Origin of the sequence: Segatella hominis, assembly GCF_019249725.2 — a bacterium.
Taxonomy (GTDB): Bacteria; Bacteroidota; Bacteroidia; order Bacteroidales; family Bacteroidaceae; genus Prevotella.
Map to the genome: position 1 here is coordinate 2,675,581 of NZ_CP137559.1, position 18,761 is coordinate 2,694,341.

Here is an 18,761-nt window from a genome sequence, read left to right on the forward strand (position 1 = left end):
TATGAGTACACCATTAGTCATCAAGGTTAAGACAGCCTCCATACCTACCAGTACCGTAGGCTGCTGGCAAGATCTCTCGGGAATGATCGAACAGTTCACTGCCGACATCATCACCCCTGCCATAGATCAGGACTCAGATATCAGTGCCCAAGTATCAGGCATTCCTACCGCATACGCACGCGCCAACCTCTTCAAGTCGGCATTACAATCATACGGAAGAACGAAAGAAAACATTGACCTCAACATGAATGCTTTCTACAAGATGCTTTCCTCTGAATGGCGCGGTTTTCTTGCCTGCATAGCCCTCGACTATAGCAGAATCAAGACCGAGGTTGTGGAATTATCCTATTCCGACGGCAAGGACATTCTTTCCACGGCCAATCTCTATGAGCCTAAAGGAACCTTCGGCAACATGCTCTTCCATCGCAAACCGCTATGGTGCTTGAGAGAGGAGGATACTGACGAACTGCATCGAGGCATTCCTTTCATCGAAATCATCAAGTATGATGGACAGGTGGTTGGCGCTACTTCACCAGAAAGCCTGCTCTTCACGGCCTGTTCATATAAAATCAAGGAAACAGAAAACCGCCCATGGGTGGATTTCAAGACCGGAAAGTTCAAGGACCCGCTGGAAACTTGTGATTTGGAAAACACCCAGACATTACAACTCTATGCCTATGTAGATTATCTGATAGAAGGAATCAACAACGATGGGAAGACAGGCATTAATGGTTTGGCAGCATACTATGCTCATCTTGATAGCAGTTTAGCACCCAAATATGACAACCTGCTCAGCAATCTCATCGCATGGAGAAAGGAAATACAGGACTACGCCGAGAAGAAAAACTTCAAGTTGGAAACCGCCAGTGTTCCACCTATCAATATCTTCCACCGCCCATTCGATCGTGCCTTCAACTACAAGGACGAACTCTATGCCTTGGATGGTGTATTATATGCATCATCCCAGGAGAATAGCGTACTTTGTAATCCGAAGGAATTACTGTTGTCGGATACAGCCAAAGTAGCCAGACTGATTTTCAAAGGTCCTTTCAAGCACGAGCCAAGTAAATTCCCTATTCACGTATTGGTAGCCAACAAGAAGAATGAGCCGAAAGAAAAAGCATATTTTGCACTTCCACTCAGCGAATTAGGCATCAAGGCATTCGGAAAAAACATCGGAGCACTGGTAGAATCCACCACCTCCAGAGCCAATATACCATCCAGGTTGACTGCAGTCTTTGATCCGGATGCAGAGAAGAACAATCTGGAAGTAACCCTGCACCTGGAACTCAACGACGGTAAGACCAAGGAAATGAAAGCCACCTACACATGCGGAGGAGAAATCGACGGCAAAGACCTCATCATCTGGCCAAATTTCATCTCCCCGAAATGGCACCGATACTTCCTCTATTCAGAATTGCCACACAACATCAACCTGAAAGATTATCCTTTCCAGGCTACACCTTTTGTGGGCGAAGAATGGGAACAGACGGAATCATCCCTGCATATTGTAGCCGACAGTGCCACTGCCGACAATCCCTACAAATACGAAATCTATGAATTCAACCGTCCTTTCAAGGGCATCAGACTGCAAGTGCCAGGTGGCGAAGAATCGGGCTATCTGCTCATCAGATATACGACCACTACGGAAATTCCGTATATTGCACAAGACAAAATGGGCATTCAGGACAATTCCCTCCGCGGCACTACATTGGGCATTGACTTTGGAAGCACCAATACATCCATCGCCTATCTCGACCCGCTTGACCAACAGGCCAAGGGAATCCAGTTCACCAACAGAAGAATCTCTCTGTTGCGGGCTGGCGAAGACAATGACGACAAGGCTGCCAATGAGAACCATCTGTTCTTCTTCCAGTCTAACCCATTGTTGTCCAATGCCATCAAGAGTACATTAACGCTCCACGATTCCAGACGCGTAGCAAAAGATACGAATGAGAGCCAGGATATTTCCAAGTTTGAGAAAGAAGTGAAGGGCGGATTCCCTTGTTTCAGTCTCAACCTGCCATTGGCTCCAATAGCCCCTACGCCTCGAATCATCAAATTACAGACGGCAGAATGCGGATTGATAGAGCAGAGCTATAATATGAAATGGGATGATGACGAACGCAACATTGCTTACAAGAAAGCATTCCTGCGCTCCCTGCTGCTTCAGGTCTATGCCGAACTGTTCGTAAAAGACCTGTTCCCGAAGAAACTGAAATGGTCGTACCCATCATCCATGAGCGAAAGCCTGTTGCGCAACTACAACACCATCTGGAGCTCATTGCCAACCGTCAATCCTCTGAATGATGTATGCCAGCATAAGCCAGTCATCACGGATCCGCAATACCAGCTGAAGGTTTCCACCTTCGGATATAATCTGCAGACAAACAATTCTGCCTATCAGGCGACAGATGGCACAAACCAGACCTTGGGAAATGTCGGAAACCCATTAGGAGGCTTGAACGGTTTGGGAAATATTGGAGGAATTGCAGGAAACGGTTTGGGAAATATCGAAGGACTCGGAGGAAACAGCTTCCTGGGAGAAGCTTCAGTTCCACAGCAAGACTTCTCCAACAATGCTTTCCTGGAAAACAATCAGAACATTCTGTCAGAAACCAGCAAGAAGCACGAAATCGTTCTGGAAAAAGACGATGATACAAAAACATTCTCCTTCAACCCGATCAAGATGGTAGATGAGAATGATTTTCAGAGTATGACAGAGGCCTGTGCCGTTGCCAATTATCTCAATGTAAAGGCAGATGACAGAGATGCGCTCACCGTCTGTTTCGACATTGGCGGAAGTACAAGTGACATTTCTGCCCTGTGCCAACTGAATACACCAGAAGGCTCGCGCCTGACCATGATCAAGCAGAACTCCATCCACTTCGCTGCTCAGCTGGTGGGTGAAGCAACTCGCTATTGCCCAAACTTCAAGCGGGTTCTGCTCAGCACCTGCGAGGAATTCGGATTGAGAATACAAGGTCTCAACTTGGGAGCCAACAGGTACAGTCCTGATACGGCAAGCTACTATTTCGAACAGATGGTGGACAGACTGAATGCCGCTCAGCTCCCGTTCTTCTACAAGAAGATCAGCTCAGACTGTAGCGAACTGCTCTGCGCAGATATTTATGTCACGGGCCTGATTACCTACTATGCTGGACTCCTGACCCGCAAGCTCATCAAGCAGGTGAGAAACTCTACCGAGTGCAGATGGACAGGCGATAAGAAACCGAAGGTACTCATCACTTTTGCCGGAAAAGGCGCAAGAATCATGGAATGGTTGGGCGTTGCCACCAATAACGACCTGGCTACGCAATTCTATCAGGCCATGTTTGTCAAAGGCTTGGGTCAGCAAGATGCAGCCTCGTTCATCTCTGCCCTGGAGATTGCCTTCCCTAAGAGCATTTCCAACGATGTTAAGTTTGAAGTTTCCAAGGGATTGGCGATGGAGTCAACCACGCTCATGCGCCCTAAGGATTGCCAACCAATAGAAGTCATCGGAGAAGAAGGATTCACCATCGAGAACAAACTCGGGCAAGTGCTTTCATTGGATGCCGACAACAGTATTACGGCAGACATGATGTCGTGCTTAGGAGACAAGTTCTATGGCAGTTCATCCGCCGGTCCTCGATTCCAGGATTTCCTCGGACTGTTCTTGCAGATTACCCAGCAATATTTCGGTCTGCGCATGAACCCGAACCAAGTACAGGATGCACTCCAGAACATGGGACTGCTCAGTTTCATCAAGGAGCGTCCAGAGTTTCTGCATGCCAAACGGGCTGAGGAGTTCGACTTCGTGTCACCTATATTAATATTAGAAGGACTCAAATTCTATGAGGACTTCCTGTTGGGAAATATGGGGCAAGACTAACAGACACTGTTCATGACAGAGCTCGAAAAACAGAACAATGAAGAATGAGTAGAAATGAATAAATCATATATCATATCCATTTCCCAGGAAAGCATCAGACTTTATGGGGGAAGATTAGAAGACAATGGCTCTTACACCGTATTGAAAGTAGGAACTTTGAATACGGTGGAGGAACTTTTTGCCGTAGATGAACTCAAAGAAAACAGAACAGACATTCATCTCGGTCTCATTTTCACCCCTTCGTTCCCTTCGGAAGACAAAGAAAAAACCAAAGAAGAAATCAGACAACGGGGATTTACCCAACTGCAGGATTATTCTTTGGAAACCTATATCTGCCACCACATCAAGGGACATTCATACGCACTGATTCTCTCTGCAGATACAGACGATTTAGTCCTAGAATATGTAGAAACAGTCCATGGGAAAATACTCGCTTCCACTACGATTGCCGGTGCAGGAAAAGACCCGAGAATAGATGTCTTGTCAGAAGTCATCTGGAAAAAACTCGTCTCTGAATCCAGCTATCTGAACAAAGAAGATGCCGCAGAAATCATCAGAGACACAGCAAAACGTTTTTTAGATTCCGGGAAATCAGAGTTGGAAGATTGCATCACCTTAGAGGGAGAAAGACATGATTTCTTCGTAAGAAGACGGGATGCAAATATAGACAATTTGCTGGACTACGGAAGCAATACTCTATTGTCACAACTCAGTCTTTTTGCCCAGCAGATCCATCTCGACAGGGCAAACACCATCATGCTGATGACAGGTAAGTTGGTCAATAACAGCTACTTCCACGACATCCTCAATGGATTCACCTCAGACATCAAGGATATTAACGAAGAGTGGCTCACAACCATTCTTTCCTCCGTGATGAATGATTTGCAAGGCATCAACTTCTCTCATGCAGACAGTGTGGGCATAGACGGGCTGCCACTCCAGAACATCAAAGTAACACCCCGCGACACTTCCATCTTCTTCGACATTACCTTCCCTAAAGGAGTCAGTGCGATAGAAATCAGAAGAAACGGAAAGCTGATAAGCAGCATCACCGACTCCCAGTTCCGCGATACAGAATTGGTTCCAAGCCACAACTACCAGTATAGTTTCACCTTGGTCTTCAAGGACGAGAATGGATACGAGCAGAGGGCAGAGGAAAGCAGGATGGAGATTGCCACACTCTGCAAGCAAATGCCTGTACCCACTCATCTCTGCATTCAGGAGACAGAGGAAAATGCCATCATCACCTGGGACAATCCAGCAGAAGGGGTAGTAAAGATTTATCAGTCCAACCGTCCTTTCCCACTGCAGAAGAACGACATCATCCAAGACATCAGTTCGCTTGATTACACCATGTTGACGGCATTAGGCAACAAGTATCAGGTAAAGAAAGACTACTGTGGTGAGCGCTTTTTCATCCCAGTAACGATTGTTGACAATATCGGCGTAGCTGGCGAACAGAAAAGCATCCTTTCCATGGAGGCACCCAAAGGCATCAGAATAGACTCTACAGACGTCAACCATATCAAAGTCGTTTGGATTTGGAATGATGTTCATACTGTCAGAATCAAATGGAAAGTGGAAGACGGAAACGAAAAGTGGAAGGATATCGTGAATGACGGACAGGAACCGGAATTCGAAATTCCCGTACCTGGAAAATCACGCAGTCTCTCTGCCTGCGTCACAGCTTTGTATCAGAAGCGCGACGGCACATGGGTGGAAAGTGAAGAAACCCAACTCAAGGCTAATCTCTCTGCCATCAAGGTAAACTTCATCAGTGCCAAGAGCGAGGCAAGATTTTTCATGCACAAGGACGAATACACCCTGACGCTCCAGGCTGAAAGCGAACCGCCTTGCGACCTGTATGTGCTGATAGGAGAAGGAACCATTCCGCTCGACCTCACCAATTTCAAGTCACATCTCACCATCCATCATGAGGACTTGGAGGCAGGAGCAGAAAAGAAGTTTCCGCTCACTTACCGACGCTTGCAGAAAGGCCAGCCGCTCTTTTTCAGAATCATCGCTGCCGACCGGAGTATTCCACTCAAGGTAGTACCAGAAACTCAAAAACTCAAATAAAATCATTTGAATTCATAGAATCATCTGAATCATCAGAACAAATAAAATCATTATGCCAAAAATAGTTTGTCCATATTGCTTTGAAGAATTCAACAGAAGCGAAGTCATGTTCCGTTGCACCAACGATGACTGCGAGAAACTGATGGACCTCAAGCTTTCCCATTTCTGGGGACAAGACCGCAAGATGCTGCCATTCGTAGAAAATCAGCTCGGTTGGATTGCCAAGAAGTTGGATTCCATGCCCGACTCTGCCGACTGTCCTCGCTGCGGCCATACCACTTATACGGTAATCTGTCCGCATTGCCACAATGTGATTCCCAAGGAAATGGTAAAGAATAAAGGTTATATTATTTCCATCATCGGAGCACGAAGCAGCGGCAAGACCAACTATATCACCGTGCTCATCGACCAACTGCGTAAGTATGGCAGCAAGCTCGGCAACTTGGGAGTATTGGCCTCCACCGTAGCTGATGAGCGCAAAGACTGCACACAGGTAAGATACCAGACTGATTTCTACGACATCCTCTTCAAGAGAGGCATTCTCCCGGCACAAACCAAGATAGCCGACCAGAAGTCCAAGATTCCGCTCATCTACACCATCACCCAAAAAGGTGTCAAGAATCCCCTCTACCTCGTGTTCTACGATACGGCAGGCGAGAATTTCAACGACCCGAAGAACATCAGCAAGAATGTGAAGTTCCTCGACGAGAGTGATGCTGTCATCTTCCTCCTCGATACCTTCTCCATTCCTTATATTCACGAGAAGCTGAACATGAAGGGAGAAATCGAACTGAAATATGATGTCATTCTCAACAACATCATAGACCATTTCGCCAATGGAGACAAGAAGAAGAAAGAAGCTCATTTCAAGAAACCGATGGCTTTCGCATTCAGCAAGATAGACACCATTCTGCAACATAGTGAAGAATTGGCAGACACTTCCATTCCAGGCATGTCGATAGACCAGAACAGTCCTTATCTGGAAGGCGGAGGTATTCAGATGAGCGACATCGAAACCGTAAGCGACGGACTGAAGAGTGCGCTCTGTTCCTGGCACGAGGACGGATTCGTCAATAATGCCGAGAACCATTATAAGAACCTGAAATTCTTCGGTTTCTCTGCCTTGGGCAAATCCCCAGAGACAGACAATCACATCTCAGACATCCAGCCTTACCGGGTGCTGGATCCGCTGGTATGGATTTTAGACCAATTTAAATATCCGCTTCTAAAGAAGAAATAAGATGAAGACAATCCAGTTTCAAGAAATCATAGAATGCTCCAGCCAGCAGTCTCTGCTGACTGGGCAGGCAGGCTTTGGCATCAGAACCCTGACAGAGGGGATGAATTACGAACTTGCCCGCAGCATTTGCGAACAGGAGAATTTCGCCTACGAAGTGGGAGTTGCCAACCAGTTGACCCTGGAAGACATCACCCAAGACGCCTCCATCACCCGTCAATATCCACGCACTCTGAAATATCTTGTTTACCCAACAGACAACGGAGAAACCAAATACATCGTTGCCTGTACCACTTATATTGGTATAGACTATGGTTATTTCTGCCAGCACAACTCAGCCCAAAGAGCTGGAACCAATTACATCGCAGACATTCTCGTTTTTGATGAGGAACCAGATATGCAGCTTATTTCCCAACTCCTCGAACAGGAAAAATTCTTACCCGTTGACAACACCTGCACACCCGACAATCCGGAACTCCAGGCATTGCTCACTGGTGAACCCGCTTATCTGAAACCGAGGGAAATCACCGTTGGAGAAAAGCAGCATGGGGATGAGGAAGGCTTTCATGCAAAAGAAAACATCCATATCAACGAACAAACTGCACTGGTTGCTATCGCCCTTCTCCAGGCTAAACTCAACGAAAGGACACTGCAAGATGCCAGTCTGCAGAAAATCGTCTTCCAGGCAAGAGAAGCCAAGATTCCGTCCATCCTCAGAGATTTCTCCATACTTCCAGACGAGTTGACACATGGAAAATATTTCCAGACCAATTATCTGCAGGGATATGGAATGCCCCATGGTTACCAGATGATTTTCCTCAACGAGCATAATCAGGAAGAAGTTTATATTGACAACTACGTCTATGCCAATCTGGACGATGAGAGCTTCAGAAATGTAGATACAGAGAACAAATGCTTCCTGCAAATCAGGAAAGCAGCAGAAAACGATGATTATCAACAATTCCAAAAACATCTCGAAATCATCTGCAGCCTCATCGCAAACCCTCAGAATTTTGAGGATAAAGATTGGGAATTGACGATTGACCCAGAAACTGGATTGCCAGTAATCATAGATATCAGAGACGAGGAAGACGAGAACGAAGAATCCGAAAACAAGGAATCTGAGAACGAGAATTCCGAGAGCAAGAAAGACCTCAGAAAGCATGGTGGTTTTTGGAAAGCGCTCAAAAAGAAACTGTTCAAACAATAACAGGAAACTGTTCAACCCCTAAAGATAGAGAACTTGAAATATATCAAAATATATCTGATCACCCTCATGGCACTCCTCCTTGCCGCATGCGAGTCGGAGAAAGCACCCTCCTTCATCAAGGGAAATCCTTATGCCAAAGAATTTGCAAGACTCAACGGTCCTGTAAAATCTGCTGTATATTCCTATTATAAAAACGGAAAGTTAGACTCCTCCATCCAGAACGACTATTCCACGGAAGGAGTTCTCCTGAAGAGCAAGACCCTTGTGAGGGGAGATTCCATCGTCATTCATTATACCTATGATCCTTACAACAACATCCAGGATATGAATGGCACCGGGATTACCGACTATCGGGCAGAATACAAGAAGGGTACCTTGGTCAAGGAATGGCTATATAGTGACAAAAAGAAGAAAAACGGCATTACCAACCGATACAAGATCAAGGGAGAAACCCTGATCAAGAAGGTGAATGACATCCGGACGGGTGCCGGCACCACCTACACCTATTCTTATAATAGCCGGGGACTGGTCAAGGCAGTGGAAACCATGGTAAATGACGGTTCTTACTGCCTGTATAGTTATGATGAAAAGAATCATCCTGTCCTCATCGAATATTTCACACCCAAGGGAAAACCAGACTATCAGGTTCATATCTCCACAAAGTATGACTCCTACGACAACTGCATCCAGTATGTCTCCCGCCGAGATGGGAAAATCACGGAGGAAGCAAGGATACGCTACAAATACTATAGCGAGGAAGAACTCCAGCAGTCCAAGCTGCAGGCAGAATCTGCCATTACCAATAGCAGCATCATCCGCCATGCCTATTCCTCAGAGCCTACGCCGCCCAGCACAGGTCTGATGGCAGCCATCATCCTCTGCACCGCCTTCTTCCTGACGCTCTATATATCCTATGCCCAGAAGCACTGGGGACTGTTCCGGAATTTCGGAGGAAAAGTAGAATACAATGGCATGAGAAAGATGTGGATGTATAATAGCGAGCCTTACGTGAAGATGGCTACCATCTTCACCTCCATCATCGGCGCCTTCCTGTCCTCTATCCTCGTTCTCCTGCTCTTTGGCGGCATTACCTGGTTTGTCTTTTGGATACTCAACCTCATGCTTTGGGGCTTGATCATCATCGGCTGGATAGTCTTGGTGATAGGTGTCATCCTCCTGCTGTTCCGCAGATTCTATGGAATAGCCGGCATCCTCGTCGGCGGCATTCTCGTCCTGTTCAGCGACACGTTGAAAGACTGGGGCGAACAGTTCATCCAGACTGGCAGCGACTTCATGGATAATGTGAATGCACTGGACTGGACTCTATCCATCTTCCATACATACGGACGCCTTATCCTGCTCGTCATTGCTGCCCCGATAGCCTGCTTTCTGCTTCTCGCACTCGCACTCATCCTGTTCAGTTATGTCCTGCGCCTCATCGAGTTTGCAGCCATCAAGGCCTATAATGTCCACCGCCCATGTCCGGTCTGCGGCAATAAGAAAGACTTCTCGTATATCGTAGAAGGAAAGGTTTATCCGATAGAATTGAAACCGGGCGTCTATGGCATATTCCATCAGACAAACCACCATACTCATGTGAGAGTACCCACCATGCTGGTAAACGGAAAGGCAAAACTGACAAGAAAATGCCAGCATTGTCAGCAGTTCACCAATCTCTCTCACGACAAGTCCTGCGGCACCGATCTCCACATCGGCATTGTGGGCGAACGCTCATCAGGCAAGTCCTACCTGCTCTATCGCGGTTTGGAACTGTTGAGCCAGAGATTCGGCAAAGCCTTCCAGCAGGTTGATGTGGATGGCAACCAGAAATGGGAGATGATGGCGCAACGCATCCATCAGGGTGAAGGCATCCAGACGGCAGTGAAAAACCGTTACAAAGCGATACAGATTCGTCTGAAACTCAAGTTCCGTCCTATGCCTTACCAGTTGTTCTTCTATGATGTGGCTGGTGAGAAATTTAATGTGAACATGGCCAAGACAACCTCTGCATTGGAATTCTACACCAATGTGGGCACCATCCTGTTTGTCATCGACCCAAGCATGATAGACATTCAGAAGTGCTCCCCTTCTCCTGCATTCGAAGATTGGCATAAGAAGCACAGCAACCCATCAGAGAACTACGATATGGAGGCGACGCTCTCCACGCTGAAGGACATTATCCTGCAAGTAGGTCGTAAGACCCAGGACATAGATCTCATCGTGACATGCACCAAGAAGGATTTAGGTTATCTTGAAGCTTGCCACTATCCTTATGAATGTGACGAACAGAAGCTCAGGAGATTCATCAAGGAAGAATTAGGACTCTATAATCTCGACAATGCCATCAACAATGGGTTTAAATCCGTAGGATACGCAGCCGTCAGCACCCAGAATGCAGACAAGACTTCATTGGAGCATCTCTTCCTGAAAGTGCTGAAGCAGAGGGGAGGCATACAATTATAGAGGAAGAATCAGGACAGTCTTTGGCAGAAAATCTGTTGTAAACGTGGATAGTGACTTCTGGAAATGTTTTTGACCTAAAATGACCATGACCAAATGACCGCTTTTTCATCTCTTCGAAAAAAGCTTGTTCCCCTAAAGGAAAAAAGTTGGTCTTAATAGACGACTCATCTTAGTCTTAATAGACGATAGGCGCCGGTCATCAATAACGACCCAAATAAGGGTCCCCGGTCATTTGGTCATGGTCATTTTGGGTCAAAATCATTTCGGGTTTTAGCTATTCCACACCTTTTTGGGGAAATATTCCACACTTTTTCCACACTTTCCACACACTTCCACACATCTTATTTTTGGCGCAAGAACAGATAACACGTTATCTATCAACCACTTACAATTTTCTTCATATTTTTGGCACGTCTATTGTGATATATTTAAGCGAAGACGCAAACGAACTGAATGTTCCTCAAAAAGACAGGAAATTCCACAAAGAGAAAGGAAAATTCCACAAAAAAGGGGACGAAAAGTACATAAGGCGCTTCACAAAAGAGAAATAAATAAAATAATATATTCACAAATTAAAAACATAACAATTATGAAGAAATTAGTATTTGCAGCTATCGCAGCATTGGTAATGGTATCAGTTAGCAACGTGTTCGCCTCTAACAAGATGGCAAGTGTATCATGCGCAGCTCCAGTTGACACAGTCGCTCCAGCCGACACAACTGCAACTCCAGCTGAGAATGAAGTTACTCCAGCAGAGAATACTGCTCAGGATTCTACAGCAGCTACACCAGCTGAATCTACAGACTCAGCAGCTACTGCAGAATAACATCACCTTCAAAAAACAGTAAATAATTACACGTCGCTTTCAATTGGGCAGGAGATAAAAGGCTATCATGGCTTTGTTCTCCTGTTTTTTTGTATTTGGGGGTATCTATGTGGCTCCTTTTTCTCGTATTTCCTTGTTTTTCCTTCACTTTTAGATGGTAAATCAGATTTTTTAAGCTAACTTTGCATCTAAGAAAAGATTTTTTATCATGCAAAAAAATAATGTCCCTTTAAAAGTTGCTATCGGCTATACAGCTACTGCCATTGTCCTCATCATGGCAATGGTGCTCGTATATAGCAATACCAAGTCTATCTACGACATCAACCAGGCTTCCCGCGAATATATCCAGAAGCAGGATGTGTCAGATAGTACGATGACTCGACTGCTCAAGGAAGAACAGAATAATCTCAAGCAACTCTCGGAGGCTTTGGCAGGTAAGTCAAGCAAAGGCTATCTGCGCGCCAAGGTGGACAGTCTCAGCAAGGGAAAAGACTCCATTGTGGTAGAGAAGAAAGCCCCGCAGACTCACGAGGCTAAACACACTACGGTAGAAGTGCTGAAAACCCGAAGAGGATTCTTCCGACGCCTTGCCGACGCTTTCAAAAAAGAACATGCTGAAACCATCAGCGTAAAGAGAGATACGAATCTGGCGGTGGTGGATTCTGTCGCCACGCCTATCAATGTGGCAGAGAATGTGGCCAACATTCTGGAAGATATTGAGAAAAAAGAGAAGAAAGTCTCTACTCATCATAGCGAAGCCGTGAACAAGGAGATGGAGGATCTGCAGCTTGTCAATGCGCAACTTGCCCTGCGTTCTGCCAAGAAGTTGAATGAGGCGCACCAGAGAGAGCGCACTTCCATGCAACATGCCATCAACAAGGCGATGGAAGCACGCCAGCAGTTGATATGGCAGATTGCCTTCCTTGCCATCATCGCCATCATTGCTGCCATCATCCTGCTCTGGTACATCTACCAGGACACCAAGAAGGAGCGTGTCTATAGGGAAAACCTGGAGAATGCCAACGAGGAAATCCAGCGCATCATGCGACAGAGGGAAAGACTCCTCCTTACCATCACCCACGACATCAAGGCACCTGCTGCCTCCATCTCCGGGTTTATCGATCTGATGAAGGAGTATGTGAGCGATCCTAAGGGAACTTCATGTCTTAGCAATATCAAAAACTCAGCCAGTCATCTTTCCCAACTGGTGGCTTCCCTTCTCGATTATCATCAGTTGGAAAACGGGCTCATGCAACTGAACCCTGTCAATTTCTCACCAGAACAGTTGGTGAAACTAAGTGTGGAAGGGCTCAGACTACAGGCAGAAAAGAAGGGGTTAGCAATCTCCTGCGAGTTCCAGAATGCAGATAAGGACAATATCTGGGGAAAAATATTCAGGGCTGATGACTTCCGTATCCGACAGGTGCTGGACAACCTGGTGAGCAATGCCATCAAATATACAGACCAGGGAAGCGTACATATCATGGCTTCTATCCGACAGGCGAGAAATGAATACAACATCATCATCGACGAGCATACTTATGAACTCACTCTACAGGTGAAAGATACGGGAAAGGGAATGACCTCAGAGGAAAAACAGAAGGTTTTCCAGGCATTCACCAGACTCAAAGGTGCACAGGGCATTGAGGGCACAGGACTGGGTCTGTCTATCACCCGCGAACTGGTAGCCTTACTCGGCGGAAAGATTCAGCTCGAATCTGCAGTGGGCAAAGGTTCTACCTTCACCGTTTCCTTCCCTATTCTATTGCAGCAACAGACTGACGCAGAAGAAGAAGAAGAAACTGAAAGAGGAACAGAAAATAATGGAATAGGTGGAACAGAAGAAATAGGAGAAATTGAAGGAGAAACAAGATTATCTAAAGGAAAAGACAAGCAGAAAACGAAGCGGAATTTCGCCAACCACAAGATTCTCATTCTGGACGACGATGCTCTGCAGCTACAACTGCTGCAAGAGATGTTGCGCCGTCTGATAGGTGATACGTGGAAGGTAATCACTTGCCATCATGTGACGGAAGCCCTTACGGCACTTCACAACGAGCAACCGGCGGTGATGATGATGGACATCGAAATGCCTGAAATGAATGGTATGGAGATGATTAAGCACATCAATCACAGTCAGATGCTGGTGATTGCCATGACTGCGCATGATACAAGTATCAAATCGAAATTGCATGAAGCAGGTTTTGACGATTGTCTCTTCAAGCCTTTCTCTATGGAGAAACTGGAAGAAATCTTGGGAGTAGAAAGAATTGATTCTCAAAAGGAGCAAATAGTAGAAAAAGAAAAATCGACTTTCCCTGACCGTTTCAAGCCACTGTTGGCTTTCGCTGAAGATGACGAAGACGCTGCTGCTGAAATCATCAGCAGCGTAAAGCAGGAACTGGAAGGACATTTTAGAAAAATGCAGGATGCACTTTCTCAAGAAACTCTACCTTGCGAAGACATCGGAAAGGCGGCTCATAAGTTGCTGCCTATCGCTTCCATGATACAGATGGAGAGCCTGGAACTGGTGCAAGCTTTGGCTCCTGAACATATCAACGAGGTAGAGACAGAAAAAATCCGAGAATATCTCGCTACCATCGTCGATGAACTGCGAAATATCCTCGGAGAACTATCATCAGGGGCTATTTCTTGAATACGCCTCTGATGAGAAACCAGGCATGAGCCAACAAGGTGGGCAGCAGACCATAATGGTGTTTCATCACCTGAAAGCGTTCTTTCAGGGAATCCTTATGGTTCTGCACCGACATTCCACCATCCAGATAATTGGTGATGACTGCCCCTACATTGCGCAAAGGCAACTTATGGGCTTTGGATGCTTTCATCATGCGGATGCACCAATCAACATCGGCAGAAAAGCGGTAATCCAAATCATAGTGCTCACTCTTGGCAATATCCGTGCGGGCATAAAAAGACTGATGGCAGACTAACATTCCCCAAATGAAAGAACGCCAAGTCAACTTCTTGGGTGGAGAAAGACGGCGATGGCGCAGAAAGCGACCATCCATATTCACGATGTCCGTATCTCCATAAAGGACGCCCGGCAGGACTTCCCCCTCGCCTACACAACCTTCCACGTATTCCAACGTATCGGCGGAAGGGAAAACATCTCCTGCATTCAGAAACACGAGATAGTCGCCAGTAGCACGGTCAATGCCCTTGTTCATGGCATCGTAAAGTCCCTTGTCCGGTTCTGAGAAAACCCGGATTTCATGGGCACTTTCACCCACATCATTCTTATGTTTGTAAGCCTTGACCATTGCCAAGGTTTTATCCTTCGACTTACCATCTATGATCAGGTGTTCTACATTGCAGCAGGTCTGCTTCATCACCGAATCCAACGTGCGCTGCAAGACAGACTCTGCATTGTAAGTACAGGTAATTATCGAAAATTTGATCATAACGTTTCTACTTTTATCAACGGCCATTGCCTACAAACTGTAATTCTTGTAAGCCATTGCCTGATTATACACCTCAATATAATTCATTGCCACGGCATGCTGCGAATAGTTGTGGGCCACTTTCTGCAGACAGTTACTCTTGAGCACCTCCGCATCAGCCTCTTCCAGCACCCAGAACATGCCCTGTGCCAGGTCGTCTGCATCCCGATAGTTGGCCACATAACCATTTTTCTGATGGTCAATCATCTCAGGAATGCCGCCCACCTTGAATCCAACACTTGGCACTCCACAAGCCATCGCCTCCATAATCGTATTCGGAAGATTATCCTCCAAGGAAGGGAGCACAAATGCATCAGCCGAACTGTAAATCTGAACGATGGCCTTCTCGTCACTCACATAGCCTAAAGGGAATGCTGGCAAGGACAGTTTCTCTGCCACATCTTCCGAATGACCGCCCAAGATAGCCACTACCGTATTTTCCTTCATTTCAGGATGCTGGGCTACCAACTTGTCTATGGCTTCTACGAAGAAACTCATGCCTTTACGCTCGTCAGTTACTTTCTGTGAAACGAAGAGGATGATCTTCTTATCATCCGGGAGTCCGGCACGCAGACGAGCCTCAGCCTTGTCATGAGGATAAAAGACCCGCGTATCTATCGGATTGGGAATATTGGTGAGATGAAGTCCTGTAAAGAGGGCACTCTTCTTAGCCTGCCGCTCCAGCCACTTGCTGCAAGTGACGAAGTAGATATTACTATGCTGATAAAGTTCCTTCTTGCGCCTGAACACCTTGTTGGAAATGTCATGCTTGCTGCCCTTATGAGGCAGGAGTGGACAGTTGCCACACGCAGAAGCATAGCGATTGCAGCCTCTTGCATAATGACAGATGCCCGTAGCAGGCCAGATATCGTGCATAGTCCAGACAATAGGTTTGCCGCTTTTAATAATTTTGCGAATACTTTTCAGTGAAAGCATTCCCTGATTGATCCAGGACAGATGAATGACATCAGCCTCCTTAAACTCACGCAACTTGGTAATATCAGAGCCGGCACAAGCCAAATCTATTTCCCAAAGATGGACGGAAGAGAAGTGAAGATGCCAGAAAGCACGCCAGCGTTCCCACAGAAAATGCCATTGCAGCAAAGGAGAATGCGGCAAACTGGCTATCGTGATATTCTCTGTTGCCTTATCACGCACCAACATCTTAGCCTTAACACCATTATTGTTAAGGGCTTCCATCAAACGGTTGGCTGCAACTGCAGCACCTCCCGTTTTCTCGCTTGTATTTACTATGAGTACTCTCATGCCTATTATCTTTTATTATTACGCCTATTGCAAAGGGTTTTGCTGCAAATGCAGATTAAGATAATGCAAAGATAATGCAAATTACTTGAAGGACAAAAAGAAAAAGCTACTTTTTCAAAAATAAAAGAAAGATTGTCGGGAAAGAAAGAGATGAAAAGGGTGAGAGGGAAAGAATGAGAATGGGAAAATAAAATATGCCGCAACTCACCTCGAGCTGCGGCATACAATATGTTTAACTTAAAAAAAATTCTTAACCAAAGGTAATCTCACGATCTCCTTAGCTATCTGTTAAACAATCTACCTTAAAACCTAATAACTAAAAACCTAAATCTATTACTACTAACCTAAACAATCTATTAACCTTTTGACGAGTGCAAAGGTACGACGATTTTCTGATTCCTCCAAATATTTTTGAAAGAAAATGCAGTACCTTTGCGTTTTTTTGATTTACATCAACAAAATGTGACCGAACACAACAGATTTTAAGAAACCATTAACGCTCATTAAACTTTCAACTTGTAAAGCCTAATGAGCGTTTTGCTTTCTTTTTTCTATTTTGATGGTCTGATTTCAAGGAGAGAAAAACAGAAAGACTGCTTTCTATCAAGAGAAGAAACGGAATGTATCTATTAGGAGAAAGGACTAAACTTTCTCGATCAAAACCGTAGCATAGGCGGAAATGCCTTCCATTCTTCCGGTAAAGCCCAATTTCTCTGTGGTCGTTGCCTTGATGGAAATATTTTCCTCATCCGTATTCATCACCTGGGCAAGGCAGGCCTTCATCGCAGGCACATGCGGATTGAGCTTAGGACGCTCAGCACAGATGGTTGCATCGATATTGCCCAACACATACCCCTTGGTGGCTATCAGGTCGATGGTCTTCTTCAGCAGAATCTTGGAATCCACATTCAGCGTCTCTGCTGCCGTATCAGGGAAATGATAGCCGATGTCACGCATATTGGCTGCTCCCAACAAGGCATCACAAATAGCATGAATCAACACATCTGCATCACTGTGGCCCAATAATCCGAGTTCGTAATCTATCTTAATGCCACCCAACCACAAGTCACGATTTTCTACCAACTTGTGCACATCATATCCGAATCCTACACGTATATTCATAGTCTATTTATATTGCTAATTTATCTTCTTCTGAACAAATCCTTGATTCCGTCCATATCAAATCCCAAGGTGAAGCGCAAGGTCTGGTCGAGCGGATTGCTCTTTGCCGTTGCCACTACGTAGGCGGCATCCAGAGAGAAAACATTCATCTTGAAACCGCCACCTACAGTGAAATACTTACGGTTACCCTTGCTGGCACTCTCATGATGATAACCGGCACGGATAGAGAACTTGTCATTATATACATATTCCGCACCTACACCATAGTTGATTTCCTTCAACTCCTCCTTGAATCCGCCTGGAGCGTCGCTGAAACTCTTGAAAATACCGCTGATGGAAGATACGTCGCTGTACTCTCTATGTACGCGGTCCTCATAGTCGGCATTGTCCTCACCTTCTTCCTGCTGCGGAATGGTTGGCACAAGATATTTATTGGCATCTGCAGCAATCGTCAGTCGGTTGTACTCGTCAAGCGGAATCATCAGGGAAGCACCCAAACGCAGGTTGGCTGGCAGGAACTGACTGTATTCCTCTCCGCTGAATGTGATTTTACTACCGATGTTGGAAATATTCAAACCAATACCCAACTGACATTCGCGTTGACCGATATTGACGTAATTCTGATAATAGGCAGCAATATCTGCGGCAAAAGCGGAAGCTGGGGAATTCTCCTCAGTCTCAGTGAAGCGCATATCTGAATAAATCCATCTCACTGCCGCTGCCAGAGAGAACTTCTCACTGAGCATCAGGGAGTAAGCCACATCGAGCGACATTTCATAAGGGTTGATAGTAGTGGCATTTTCATCTAAACTCGTATAAACCTCACCCAAATTAAAATAGCGCAAGGAACCAGAAACGGCACTGTAGTCACCTATACGGTAATAACCTGCCAGATAGGCTAAGTTCATATCGTTGACTAAGGAGCGCAACCATGGTGTGAAGTTGAGTGCCACGCCTGCTCTTGAAATATTGAAAGGATACTTGGCAGGGTTCCAGTACTGGGAATTGACATCTGGGTCTGTAGCTGCACCCACATCACCCAAACCGCCACCTCGTGCATCCGGAGCGATGGTCTGCGAGATCACAGCGAAGTTGACTGGATTGAAGAGATCTTTCTCGTTCTCCTGTGCATTCGCCTGCACAGAAAAGACTGCCAAGAGGCAAGTTGCCCATATCTTAACTGTTCTGTTCTTGATATTCATACCTTATTATATATATGTTAA

At 45.8% G+C, this 18,761-nt stretch carries 11 protein-coding genes; 7 read left to right on the plus strand and 4 right to left on the minus strand.

Annotated features, from left to right (window positions below; all coding sequences use genetic code 11):
- Position 1: 1 nt before the first annotated feature.
- From KUA50_RS10940 to KUA50_RS10970, 7 genes are all read left to right on the plus strand, one after another.
- A complete protein-coding gene (locus KUA50_RS10940) occupies positions 2-3,874 on the plus strand; it encodes a hypothetical protein (protein WP_218456125.1) in 3,873 nt (1,290 codons plus the stop codon).
- Between the two features lie 54 nt (positions 3,875-3,928).
- A complete protein-coding gene (locus KUA50_RS10945; RefSeq protein WP_218456124.1) occupies positions 3,929-5,953 on the plus strand; it encodes a hypothetical protein in 2,025 nt (674 codons plus the stop codon).
- A gap of 52 nt (positions 5,954-6,005) precedes the next feature.
- Positions 6,006-7,193, plus strand: a complete 1,188-nt coding sequence (locus KUA50_RS10950) for a TRAFAC clade GTPase domain-containing protein (protein ID WP_218456123.1) — start codon at positions 6,006-6,008, stop codon at positions 7,191-7,193.
- A 1-nt stretch (position 7,194) separates the two neighbouring features.
- On the plus strand, positions 7,195-8,400 hold the full coding sequence (locus KUA50_RS10955) for a hypothetical protein (RefSeq protein ID WP_218456122.1): 1,206 nt from the start codon (positions 7,195-7,197) through the stop codon (positions 8,398-8,400).
- A 33-nt stretch (positions 8,401-8,433) separates the two neighbouring features.
- Positions 8,434-10,863: an energy-coupling factor transporter transmembrane protein EcfT gene (locus KUA50_RS10960; RefSeq protein WP_218456121.1), complete on the plus strand. Its 2,430-nt coding sequence runs from the start codon at positions 8,434-8,436 to the stop codon at positions 10,861-10,863.
- Positions 10,864-11,452: 589 nt separating this feature from the next.
- On the plus strand, positions 11,453-11,689 hold the full coding sequence (locus tag KUA50_RS10965; protein WP_218456120.1) for a hypothetical protein: 237 nt from the start codon (positions 11,453-11,455) through the stop codon (positions 11,687-11,689).
- A gap of 208 nt (positions 11,690-11,897) precedes the next feature.
- Positions 11,898-14,345, plus strand: a complete 2,448-nt coding sequence (locus KUA50_RS10970) for a hybrid sensor histidine kinase/response regulator (protein WP_218456119.1) — start codon at positions 11,898-11,900, stop codon at positions 14,343-14,345.
- Here the strand turns inward: KUA50_RS10970 and KUA50_RS10975 are convergent.
- The 4 genes from KUA50_RS10975 to porV form a co-directional block, all read right to left on the minus strand.
- On the minus strand, positions 14,335-15,111 hold the full coding sequence (locus KUA50_RS10975) for a glycosyltransferase family 2 protein (protein ID WP_118117018.1): 777 nt from the start codon (positions 15,109-15,111) through the stop codon (positions 14,335-14,337). The two genes, KUA50_RS10970 and KUA50_RS10975, sit on opposite strands and share 11 nt — an antisense overlap.
- A 30-nt stretch (positions 15,112-15,141) precedes the next feature.
- A complete protein-coding gene (locus KUA50_RS10980) occupies positions 15,142-16,416 on the minus strand; it encodes a glycosyltransferase family 4 protein (RefSeq protein WP_218456118.1) in 1,275 nt (424 codons plus the stop codon).
- A 642-nt stretch (positions 16,417-17,058) separates the two neighbouring features.
- Positions 17,059-17,538, minus strand: a complete 480-nt coding sequence (ispF, locus tag KUA50_RS10985; protein WP_022109929.1) for a 2-C-methyl-D-erythritol 2,4-cyclodiphosphate synthase — start codon at positions 17,536-17,538, stop codon at positions 17,059-17,061.
- 20 nt (positions 17,539-17,558) lie between these two features.
- Positions 17,559-18,740, minus strand: a complete 1,182-nt coding sequence (porV, locus tag KUA50_RS10990; protein WP_218456117.1) for a type IX secretion system outer membrane channel protein PorV — start codon at positions 18,738-18,740, stop codon at positions 17,559-17,561.
- Positions 18,741-18,761 lie beyond the last annotated feature (21 nt).